The sequence below is a fragment of the Streptomyces sp. NPDC055078 genome (assembly GCF_053607985.1).
Genome location: NZ_JBSGUP010000255.1, coordinates 1 through 10,758, shown reverse-complemented (window position 1 = coordinate 10,758; position 10,758 = coordinate 1). Strand labels below are relative to the sequence as shown.

At 68.2% G+C, this 10,758-nt stretch carries 11 protein-coding genes; 3 read left to right on the top strand and 8 right to left on the bottom strand.

Annotated features, from left to right (window positions below):
* On the top strand, positions 1–368 hold a 368-nt coding region (locus ACWF94_RS21405; RefSeq protein WP_453490577.1), incomplete at its 5' end, for an ATP-binding cassette domain-containing protein.
* Here the strand turns inward: ACWF94_RS21405 and otnC are convergent.
* The 7 genes from otnC to ACWF94_RS21370 form a co-directional block, all read right to left on the bottom strand.
* Positions 303–944, bottom strand: coding sequence for a 3-oxo-tetronate 4-phosphate decarboxylase (gene otnC, locus ACWF94_RS21400; protein WP_453490574.1), 642 nt, complete (start codon positions 942–944; stop codon positions 303–305). The two genes, ACWF94_RS21405 and otnC, sit on opposite strands and share 66 nt — an antisense overlap.
* Positions 941–2,212, bottom strand: coding sequence for a 3-oxo-tetronate kinase (gene otnK, locus ACWF94_RS21395; protein ID WP_453490571.1), 1,272 nt, complete (start codon positions 2,210–2,212; stop codon positions 941–943). Before otnK ends, otnC begins: the two co-directional genes overlap by 4 nt.
* Positions 2,209–4,023 (bottom strand): dipeptide ABC transporter ATP-binding protein, encoded by a 1,815-nt coding sequence (locus ACWF94_RS21390; RefSeq protein WP_453490568.1) that lies wholly within the window; start codon positions 4,021–4,023, stop codon positions 2,209–2,211. The genes otnK and ACWF94_RS21390 overlap by 4 nt, the downstream gene beginning before the upstream one ends.
* Positions 4,020–4,970, bottom strand: coding sequence for an ABC transporter permease (locus tag ACWF94_RS21385; protein WP_453490565.1), 951 nt, complete (start codon positions 4,968–4,970; stop codon positions 4,020–4,022). The genes ACWF94_RS21390 and ACWF94_RS21385 overlap by 4 nt, the downstream gene beginning before the upstream one ends.
* 3 nt (positions 4,971–4,973) lie before the next feature.
* Positions 4,974–5,915, bottom strand: a complete 942-nt coding sequence (locus ACWF94_RS21380; protein WP_453490562.1) for an ABC transporter permease — start codon at positions 5,913–5,915, stop codon at positions 4,974–4,976.
* Positions 5,916–6,025: 110 nt separating this feature from the next.
* Positions 6,026–7,684 carry an ABC transporter substrate-binding protein gene (locus ACWF94_RS21375; RefSeq protein WP_453490560.1) on the bottom strand — a complete coding sequence of 553 codons (1,659 nt, stop codon included), beginning with the start codon at positions 7,682–7,684 and terminating at the stop codon, positions 6,026–6,028.
* Positions 7,685–7,716: 32 nt separating this feature from the next.
* A complete protein-coding gene (locus ACWF94_RS21370) occupies positions 7,717–8,481 on the bottom strand; it encodes an SDR family NAD(P)-dependent oxidoreductase (RefSeq protein ID WP_453490557.1) in 765 nt (254 codons plus the stop codon).
* A gap of 206 nt (positions 8,482–8,687) precedes the next feature.
* On the opposite strand from ACWF94_RS21370, the gene ACWF94_RS21365 reads away from it, so the two are divergent.
* Both ACWF94_RS21365 and ACWF94_RS21360 read left to right on the top strand, forming a co-directional pair.
* Positions 8,688–9,812 carry an LLM class flavin-dependent oxidoreductase gene (locus ACWF94_RS21365; RefSeq protein WP_453490554.1) on the top strand — a complete coding sequence of 375 codons (1,125 nt, stop codon included), beginning with the start codon at positions 8,688–8,690 and terminating at the stop codon, positions 9,810–9,812.
* Positions 9,809–10,186 (top strand): cupin domain-containing protein, encoded by a 378-nt coding sequence (locus tag ACWF94_RS21360; RefSeq protein WP_453490551.1) that lies wholly within the window; start codon positions 9,809–9,811, stop codon positions 10,184–10,186. Before ACWF94_RS21365 ends, ACWF94_RS21360 begins: the two co-directional genes overlap by 4 nt.
* 76 nt (positions 10,187–10,262) lie before the next feature.
* On the opposite strand, the gene ACWF94_RS21355 is transcribed toward ACWF94_RS21360, so the two are convergent.
* Positions 10,263–10,631 (bottom strand): nuclear transport factor 2 family protein, encoded by a 369-nt coding sequence (locus tag ACWF94_RS21355; RefSeq protein WP_453490548.1) that lies wholly within the window; start codon positions 10,629–10,631, stop codon positions 10,263–10,265.
* Between the last annotated feature and the right edge of the window lie 127 nt (positions 10,632–10,758).

Below are 10,758 nucleotides of genomic sequence, written 5' to 3'. Positions count from 1 at the left end.
CCGAGTTGCCCGGCGAAGGCGGGTGTGTCGGCGGCTGTGTCGGCGGCGAAGGCCAGCAGCGACAGGACGAGGTGGCCCGTCGCATCCCGGGCCGCTACGCCGTAAGGGTCCTCGTCGGCGACCGTGGGCTGCGGCTCTCCGGAGGTGAACGCCAGCGGCTCGCGCTCGCCCGGCTGCTGCTGAAGAATCCGTCGATCGTGGTCCTGGACGAGGCCACGGCGCTCACCGACGGACCGGTGAGCCCGGGGGCGGTGAGGGTCAGGGCAGCCGCCATGGTGACCTGTATGTCGGAGGCGCGGCCTCTACCCGGTCGAAGGAAAGCGGCGGTGCAGCTCCGCCACGGCTTCGTCCTCCAGATACGCCGTTGACCGACCTTCCAGGAGCAAGTACAAGCGCGCCGTCTCCTCGATCTCCTCTACCGCGTCGACCGCGCTCTCGAGCGTCAGCGCGGCGGCGAGCGACCCATGGTTGCGCAGCAGTAGCGCACGTGACTGCTGCGACGCCCGTGTGACGTGCTCGTTGAGCGCGTCGCTCCCGGGCGCCGCGTAGTCGATCAAGGGGAGTCGGCCGACACGCATGACGAAATACGGCGTGATGGGGGGCAGAGCGTCCTCGGGGCGCAGGCCCGGCAGGCATGAGACGGCGACTGCGGAGGTTGAATGAAGGTGGGCCACGGCGGTGCATGTCGGATGGCTCCGGTAGAGCGCCCGGTGCAGGACCAGCTCCTTCGACGGCCGGTCGCCCGCGAGGTGTTCGCCGTCGATCGACGTCACAGCGAGTCGCTCGGCATCGAGTCGGCCCAGGCAGGCATTCGTCGGTGTGATCATGATCTCGCCGTCCCTTCGGACGCTGAGGTTCCCCGTCCGGCCGGGGGTCAGACCGCGGTCGTACAGGGCAGCGCCGAGCTGCACCACCTGGGCCCTGAGAGCGTCGTCGAAGCTCATGGTCCGGCCCCCTGCAGCGCATCGCGGAAGAACGACGGTCCGCCGAAGTTCCCCGACTTGAAAGCAAGGGCGAGCTCACGCTCTTCGTCCACGAGCCATGGGACGCCGACACTGATGTCAGGGCCGATGCGTGCCGACCCGAGGGCGAGCGCCTCCGCCACCGCTCCGGAGGTTTCACCTCCCGCGACGACAAGCCGCCGAACGCCGAGCTGCACGAGAGCGTGCCCGATGCGGCCCATGGTCAGTTCGATCCGGCGTGAGACGTCCGCAGGTCCTGGCCCGCTGACGGCTGTCGGGGTACTGGCCGCATCGTGGTCAGTGGTGATCAGCACCGGGCCGTCAGAGAGGCGACGGCCGGCGAAGTCGAGCGATCGGCGCACGGCGGCGTCGCTGTCGACAAGGTCGCTGATTCCCAGAGACAGCTTCGCCCCGTCGAAGGCTCGCACTTGCTCGCGGGTCGCGCGGGAGAGACTCCCGGCAAGGATGGCGGCCGCTCCGGGGGGCGGCATCGGCCGGTGCCCGTCAGCGGGCGGCACGGGCCCGGAACGGGCGAGGGCGGCCAGGGCGAAGGCGGCGCCGTACGCGGCCCCGCCGGCGGCGAGCCGATCGGCCGCCGCAGCCTTCGCGATCGTCTCCAGGTCCGTGTCCCGGACGGCGTCCGCGATGACGTGGTGGGTGTCCGTGTCGTGACGCGCGATCTCCGCCAGGCATGCGATGACGGCGTCCGCGCCCGCTTCGACCGTGGGCAGCCGCACCAGCGCCACACCGCGCCTGGTCTGCTCGCCGAGCACTCGTGGCAGTTGCGGATCACGCATGGGGTTGAGCGGATGGTCACGCAGTGGGGATTCGCTGAGCAGCTCGTCGCCGACGAACAGGTGTCCGAGGTAGACCGTCCGGCCGTTGGCCGGGTACGAGGGGCAGTGCACGACGCGGTGTGCGTTTGTCACGTCGATGAGGGCGTCGGTGATGGGACCGATATTGCCGTCGGCCGTGGAGTCGAACGTGCTGCAGTACTTGGAGAACAGCTGCTCGGCGCCGATGGCGAGGAGTGCTTCCGCGGCCCTGGTTGCGGCCGCACGCGCCTCGGATGCGGCCACGCTGCGGATCTTGAGGGCGACGACGACCGCGTCTCCGCCGTCAGCCGCTACCGCCGCGCTGCCGAATGCGAGGCGGGTGTCGAGCCCGCGTGCCGCCAGTGCGCTGGCGAGATCCGTGGCACCGGTGATGTCGTCCGCGATGCAGCCGACCGGCCGCGCCCTCCCACTCATCGGGCCACCGCCGCGTCGGCGAATCGCGGCAGGTCGACGAGTAGTTGCCTGGTGTATGGGTGGTCGGGCCGCGTCAGCACGCGTTCGACCTCGCCGGACTCCACGACGTTCCCGTTCTGCAGCACCATGATGTCCTTGGCGATGCTGCGCACGACGGCGACATTGTGAGTGATGAACACCATGGTCAGACCGCGCTCGTGCTGGAGCTCACGCAGCTGCTCGATGAGCAGTGCCTGTACGGACACGTCCAGCGCGGAGGTGATCTCGTCACAGATCAGCAGTTCGGGGTCGACGATCAGCGCGCGGGCGACCGCGACGCGCTGCCGCTCACCGCCTGATAGTTGCTCGGGCATGCGGTTGGCCAGGTCCGCTCCGAGCGCGACTTGCTCGAGGACCTCCCCGACCTTCCGACGGCGTTCCGACCGCGACAGGTGCTCGAAGTACCGCAACGGCTCCTGGACGTTCTCGCCGACCGACAGCCGTGGGTTGAGCGAGGCGTGCGGGTTCTGGAAGATGTACTGGATTCGACGCCGTTCCTCCGGCCGGCGGTGGCGTACCCGCGGATCCAGCCGCTGTCCGTCGAAGGCGACCGAGCCCTGCCACGCGGAGTGCAGGCCCACCAGGCAGCGCGCCAGCGTTGTCTTGCCCGAACCGGACTCGCCGACGATGCCCAGACAGCTTCCCGCCGGCACGGTGAAGCGCACATCGTGCAATGTCGGTTTGGCGCCGTACCAGGCGGACAGCCCGTCGACCTCCAGGGCGCCCGTCCCCTTGCCTGTGCTCGGCCCGGGTGGCGCGAATGCTGGAGCAGAGGGCGAGTCGCTCCCGCTCACCGGGTGGTGGCAACGCGCGACATGCCCCTGGCCCACAGGCTCCAGCGGCGGCTGGGTCTCTTGGCACTTCTCGGTCGAGACCGCACAGCGTTCGGTGAATGCGCAGCCCGCCGGCCACTGCCCCGGCCGTGGTGGGCGGCCTTCGATGCCGACGAGGACGCCTGCGCGCTCAGGTGTCGGCGCCGCCCGCAGCAGCCCCGCGGTATACGGATGGCGGGCACCGCCGAAGACCGCGGGTGCGGGCGCGTGCTCGACGAGCCGCCCGGCGTACATGACGGCGACGTCATCGGCGATCTCGGCCACGACCGGGAGGTCGTGGCTGACGTAGACAGCGCTCACGTCATGTGCTGCGGCGAGTCGCCGGATCGTCTGCAGGATGTGGCGTTGCGTGGTGACGTCCAGACCGGTCGTGGGCTCGTCGAGCACGACGAGCCGCGGTCGGGAGGCGAAGGCCATGGCGATGGCGATCCGCTGTGCCTGCCCGCCCGAGACCTGGTGCGGGTAGCTCCGCAGCAGTTGGCGGGTGGCGGGCAGCCGCACTTCTTCGAGCAGGGCGGCGATGCGGTCCTCAATGGCCTCGGATTCGGCGCCCTCGTCGTGGATGCGCATCGCCTCGCGCAGTTGGTAGCCGAGCCTCAGAGCGGGGTTGAGGCCGCTGGCAGGGTCTTGCGGAACGTAGGCGACGAGTTTGCCACGGGCCTTCCGCAGTGCGGTGCCCCGCAGATCGAGCATGCTCGTGCCGGCGATGTCCACAGTGCCCTCGGCGATGGTCAACCCGCGCCGCGCGTAACCCAGGAGCGAAAGGGCGACGGTGCTCTTGCCCGAACCGGACTCGCCGACCAGGCCCATGACTTGCGCGGCGGCGACGGAGAAGGTGACGTCCTGGACGACAGGTGTTCTGGAGCGGCTCAGCACGACACCGAGGCCGTCGACGCGGAGTCGGGGTGTTTCCGGTCGGAGGAGCGTATCTCCGGTCATTTCGACTCCTCGGTCGTGGTGGTGGCGACGGCATTGAGTACCGTGTCCTCACCCCGGGTCTCGCCCAGGTTGGCCCGCGCGATCGCGTCGGCGAAGGTGTTCGTCCCGACTGCGAGCAGGGCGAGCAGTGCCGCTGGGGCCAGCACGCCCCACCAGGTCAAAGCCAGCCCGATCCGGTTCTCGTTCACCATCACGCCCCAGTCGGGTGCGGGGGGCGGCGAGCCGAATCCGAGGAAGCTCAGACCGGAAATCAGGACGATGGTGTAACTGAGCCGGAGCCCGAGTTCCACCATGAGCGGCGTCGTCAGGTTCGCCAGGACGTGTCTCCTGAGGACGGAGTGCATGGGCATGCCCCAGACAGCCACCGCCTTGACGAAGTCCTGCTCACACACGGATTGCGCGGCGCTGTGGATGACACGCGCGGTCTGCGGCGCCTGGGACAGGCCCACCGCCAGGATCAGGAGCCACCACTTAGGCCCGACGAGGCTGAGCAACAGCAGCGCGAAGACCATCTGCGGGATCGCGAGCACGACGTCGACGCCGCGCATGAGGAGATTCTCGGCGAAGCCTCGGCGATAAGCTGCCACGACGCCGATGACCGCGCCTGTTCCGACGGCGACCGCCGTGGCGGTGAAAGCCAGGAGCATCAGGCGCTGGCCGCCGTGAAGCACGCGGTGGAGCACGCTGCGGCCGAGTACGTCGGTCCCCAGCGCGCCGGCCGAGTTGGAGAACGGCGGTGCCACGAACTGGGTCGGTGACCCGGTGGTGAGCGGGCCGAGGAACGCGATCGCCAGCACGAAGAGTGTGAGACCGGCGCCGACCTGCCCGCGCCTGGTGCGCAGCGCGGCTCCCAGGACGCGAACGATCGCGCCCTTGTTCCTGACCTTGGCAGTGGCAACCGGTGTGGTCGTACCGATGACGGGGGAAGGGGAAGGGTGTTTGGACATGAGTCACCGAGGCGCGCGTCGGCGCGGGGTCGAGAGCAGCACGAGCAGGTCCGTGAGTATGTTGAGGGTGACGTAGAAGATCGCCAGCAGGACGACGATGAACTGCAGGACGGGGACGTCGCGGTTCTGCACGGCACCGGCCAGCGCGAGTCCGATCCCCGGGAATCCGAAGACGGTCTCCACCAGCACGATCCCGCCCGCCAGGTACAGCAGGTTCAGGCCGAAGACCTGGATCGCCGGCGCGATCGCGTTGGGCAGGGCGTGACGGAACAGAAGCCTCTTCGTACTGGCGCCCTTGAGCTGGGCGACCTCCGCGTAGTCGCTGGTGAGCGCCTCGATCGTCGCGGCCCGTACCATGCGGAACATGTATGGCGCGGTCACGATGACCAGCGTCAGGGCAGGAAGGACGATCTTGCTCGGCTGGTCCCAGATTCGCTCGTCAGCCGCGATGATGGACGTGGCCGGGAACCATTCCACCAGCCCGATCGAGAACGTGAAGATCACGAGGATGCCCACGACGAACTCGGGCAGCGCACTGGCGATCAGGGCGAGTACGGACGAGGCAGTGTCGAGCTTGCCGTCCCGGCGGTGTGCCGCGAGCACGCCGGTGACGATACCGACCAGGGTCGACGTCAGTGCGACAACGAAGACCAGTACCGCCGAATTCACCAGGCGCGGGATCACGAGCTCGGATACCGGCTCGCGGGTGGACAGCGAGTTACCGTAGTTGCCGCTGACGAAGTCCCCGAACCAGGAGAACAGGCCGGACACGAGGGGCTCATCGAGCCCGAGTTCCGCTCGCAGTGATGCGAGCGCCTGCGGGGTCGCGTGCTGCCCGAGCACCGCAGCCGCCGCGTCCCCGGGGAGCACTCGGGTCGCAAGATAGGTGAGGATCCCGACGAGGACAACCGACAGGAGCCCCAGCGGGACGCGCCACAACAGCATGCGGCGTACGGGGTGAGCCGCCCGAGCCCTGGATGACTCGGGGGGCGCCGGGGTCGGCACACTCGTGACGCGCGTGCCGCTGGTAGGTGGGGCCTGTTCAGCGCTCATGGTCACCCCCGGAGCCAGACGCCCTGCCAGCTGCTGCCGTTGATCGGCAGGCCGGTGACGTTCTCGGTGACCCCGCCCACGCGGGAAGCCATGCCTTCGATACCGGGGAAGTGGACCGGGATGATGTAGCCCCCCTGCTCGTGGTCGAACTTCAGGAGTTCCTGGACCAGTTCACCGCGAACCGCCGGGTCCGCGGTTGCCAGTGCCCTGTTGTAGGTCCGCTGCCAGAGCGCGTCTGTCTGATGGATCTCGTTGAACGGCGCGTCCTTGGCCATACCCTGCTGCGCCATGGTCAGGTAGGAGCCGACGTTCCAGAAGCTCAGGGCGAACGGGACCTTCGAGTACGACTGGGAGAAGAACTGGGTGGGGTCCTGTGTGCGGATCCTCACGCGCACGCCGGCTTTCTCCGCCTGCGCGGCGAATACGCTGGCGCCGGCCAACGCGCCCGGGCCGATCGCCGATGCGAAGAGTTCGACCTGCAGGTCCGTCTGCCCGGCGGCACGCAGCAGTGAACGGGCCTGGGCCAGGTCCTGCTCGCGCTGCGGGACAGCACCTTCGTACGCAGCGTCGATTGCGCCGAATGTGTCGTTCCCGATGGCGCCGAGGCCGCCGAAGACCTGCTCGTTGTACTCCTTGCGATCGACGAGCAGGCGCAACGCCTGACGCACGCGGACATCTTTGAACGGCGCCTGGTCCACCCGCATCGTGAACGGTACGAAACCGCGGGTCTTCGAGACGACGACCCTGCCGCCGGCCGACTCGACGAGCTTGACGGAGGTGGACGAAAGCTGGTTGACGATGTCGACTTGACCGGACTGCAGCGCGTTGACCTGCGCTGTCTCGTCGGCGAAGTTGATGATCACCAGCTCGTCGAGGTATGGCTGGCCGTTCTTCCAGTAGTTGTCGAACCGGGGGAACCTGGATTCCTGGCCTGCGGTGAAGGAGCCGAACCGGTACGGCCCGGTCCCGACGGGCTTCTTGGGGTCGTAGTCCTGCGGCACGATGCGTGTGGCGAAGACCCCGGCAAGACCCTCGGGGAAGATGGCGTACGGTGCGTCGAACGGGATACGGAGCGTGCGCTGGTCCATCACGCGCGCGGCGGCGAGGTCGAGAGGGCCCATGGTGATGAGCCCGGGGGATTTGTTTTTCTCGATACGCCGGAGCGAGTGGAGGACGTCGGCGGCGGTCAGTGCCTTGCCGTTATGGAAAGTGATGCCCGGCTTGACGCGGATGGTCCACTCGGTCGCCTTGGCGTTGGCCTCGATGGACTCGGCGAGCACCATCTCCGGCGCGCCGGATTCTGCGTTCATCTGGACGAGCTGTTCGAAAAGAGCGCCCGCCCGGAGGAAGTCCATCGTGGTGAGGGGGCTCTGGGCGTCGAGTGTGTCAGCGCTGCCGCCGGAAGTTGCGCCGACGCGCAGCGTGCCGCCGCGCCTGGGGGTTTGCTCGCCCTGGCCCTCCTGCCCGGTGTCCGACCCGGATCCGGTACAGGCGGCGAGACCCCCTCCGGCAAGGGTGAGTGCTGTCGCCCCTCCCGCTTGGAGCAGTCTTCGGCGGGTGAGCGAGTTCGCAGAACGGCGATCCGGCGTCATGCGCGGTTCTCCCTGTTCATCGGCTGTGTTGTAGGTGGCCTGGCGCCCCGGGAATTCGGGGCGCGGCACACGTCCTCACCTGCGCGGCGGCCGGTGTGACGTCAGGTGAGGTTCATGCCCCCGTCGACGAGGAAGTCGGTACCGGTGGTGTAGGACGATTCGTCCGAGGCGAGGAAGGCGATTGTCTTGGCGATTTCCGCGGGGCGCGCCATGCGTCGCAACGGGATCTTCGCCACGTCATTTGCGACCCGGTCGGGCTCGGTCCTCTCCGAATGCTCGACCTGCGCCGTCCGGACGTATCCTGGCGACACCGAGTTCACGCGAACCCCGTGCCGGGCGAGGTTCATCGCGGCGTTCCGGGTGATTCCCAGGACTGCGGCTTTCGACGCGACATAGGCGATGAACCCGTTCTCCGTGCCGCCCCGGTGGGCCCACGACGATGCGATGTTGATGATCGACCCCGAGCCTTGGGCCGTCATCCCCGGGAGCACGGCCTGCATGCCCAGCAGCACCCCGGTCTGGTTGACCGCGACGACGCGATTCCACTCATCGGAGCTGATATCGGCGACGGCAGCCGGAGAGCTGATACCCGCGTTGTTGACGAGCACGTTGATCTGGCCCCACGTGGGGTCGACTCCGGTGACGACTGCGCCCCAGTCCTTCTCGGACGTGACATCGAGGTGCCGGTAGACGACCTTCAGGCCCTCGGCGTCAAGCCGTGTGGCCAACGCCTCGCCCTGCTCGTCGAGCACATCCGTAGCGATAACGCGTGCACCCTCACGTGCGAGCAATTCCGCGTGCGCCGCTCCCTGACCCTGTGAGGCCCCGGTGACCAGCGCAGTTTTGCCTTTGAGTCGATTAGTCATGGCGGTCAGTGTCCCGGCGTCCCTCAGGGCACACCATTGTGTGTGGATACAGACCACTAAGGGTGGACTAGCCGGATGGATAGGGCCTGTATGCGTCGACAGGCAAAGGCCGGACGCTTGCGGTTGGCGTCAGTTGTTGAGGGCCGCCGCTCTCCCCGATGGTGCAAGGAATGTGATCCGACCGTCGAAGGGAACCAGGCTAAGCCATGGATCTTGGATTCTTCAGCCCGCCGTATGCCCAGGAGTACGTCGCCGGCAGGCGCACGCTGCAGGAGGTCATCGAGTGGGACCTTCAGGTCGCCCGATGGGCCGACGAGTACGGCCTGGCCGAGCTCTTCTTCGCCGAGCACCACACCATCGGACACGAACCGAGCCCGGCGCCCGACCTGATGATCGCCGCGGCCGCGCGCGAGACCGAACGGCTTCGGCTGGGCGCCGCCGCCCACCTGCTGCCCTACCACAACCCTGTCGCACTCGCCCATCGGCTCATGTACCTCGACCACATGACAGGCGGACGTTATATCGCAGGCTTCGCACCCGGCTCGTTCCCCACGGATGGCCAGTTGTTCGGTGTGGGACCGGGCAACGCCAAGATGATGGACGAGGCCCTCGACATCATCGACGCGATCTGGACCCGCCCGGGACCGTTCCGCATCGAGGGCGAGTTCTGGACCGTCGACATGCCGGCGTACTCCGACCAGTGGAACGGCCCTCACCTCAAGCCCTTCCAGGGCCCGCGACCCGAAGTCATGATGACCGGAGTCCAGCCCACCTCACCCACCTTCGTGGACGCCGGCCGACGCGGCTTCTCGCCGATGAGCCAGCAGATTGGAATGCACGTACTGCGCAAGCAGTGGGAGACGTACGCGGAGGCAGCGACCGAGGCAGGCCGCACGCCGGATCGCGCGAACTGGCGCGTCATGCGCGACGTCTTCGTCGCCGAGACCGACGAGGAGGCGCGGCGGCTGTTCCTTGAGGGGCCGGCCGGCCGCACGTGGGAGGAGCTTGTGCTCCCGACGTTCCGCGCGGTCCGCGACCGCGGCGGCAGACCGTATGCGCTCGGAGAGCTGCTCGTCGGCCCCGGCATGAGCGTCGACGAGCTGACGCTCGACTGGATGGTCGACCACTTCTTCCTCATCGGTTCCCCGGACACGGTTGTCGAGAAGATCACTCAGGTCAACGAGGAACTCGGAGGAGTCGGTGCCCTGCTGTCGTTCACCTACGACTTCAGCCTGGACCCGGAGACCTACCGGCGCCACCTTGAGCTGCTCGGGCGCGAGGTCGGCCCGCGGATCGCTTCGATCGGCCCCCGCGCCGCGGTCAGCGCGTGAAGAGCGTCCCGTCCCCGGCGATCGTCTACGACGCCGCGCCGGAATCACTGGCCCTGCCGGTGCGAGGTCCGCGCACATCCGCCCTCGCGGGTACCCCGGTCGAGTCCGTGCACGTGCTGCACAGCGACTCGGGAGGGCGTAGCGGGGTCTGGGAGTGCACCCCCGGGCGTTTTGATTCCGCGCGCGACGGTGACACGGAGCTGATGTTCTTCGTGGCCGGCGAGGGTACGATCACGAGCGCAGATGGCACGGTTCATGAGATCCGGCCAGGCGTTGTGCTCGTGGCCCCGGACGGCTGGCGCGGAACCTGGGACATCCGCGAAACGATCCGCAAGGTGTACACCCTGTGGAGTACGAGTCCCGACGGCCAGTAGCCCGTACCGCACCGCCTGAGAACAGGAAGGGCGGCGTCCGATGCGGACGCTGCCCTTCCCGGTGTTGAAGTACCGCTCAATCCGCGACCGGGACTGCCGCATCCTCGTAGTAGCGGACCTTCTTGAACTTGCCGGCCTCGATCTCGACGATGGTCACGCCCTCCAGGGCGTAGCGGTTGCCCTCCGGGTCCGTCAGACGGGCCCGGAACTCGATCACGGCCGACGTCTCGCCCTCGCCCCAGTCGCCCAGGATGTCGATCTCGAGGTCGGGGAACGACCGGTAGAACTCTTCGGTCAGATCCCGGATCGCGGCGTGGCCCTGCTTGGGCGGCTGACCGGAAGCGTGGAATGTGGCGTCGGGGAGAAAGTGGTCCAGCAGGCGGTCGAGGTCATGTCGGCACTCGGCGTCCCAGGCCGACGCCTGCAGGTCGCGGGCAAAGCTCATGAGGAGATCTCCTGTCGTGACGGTTGGTCGAGCGTGATCAGGCGCCGGAGGCGACTCGCGGTTGCAGCGCTTACGACTCGGCCAAGATGGTCGAGAGACGCGCTGCGGCGATGGCCCCACTTGCCAC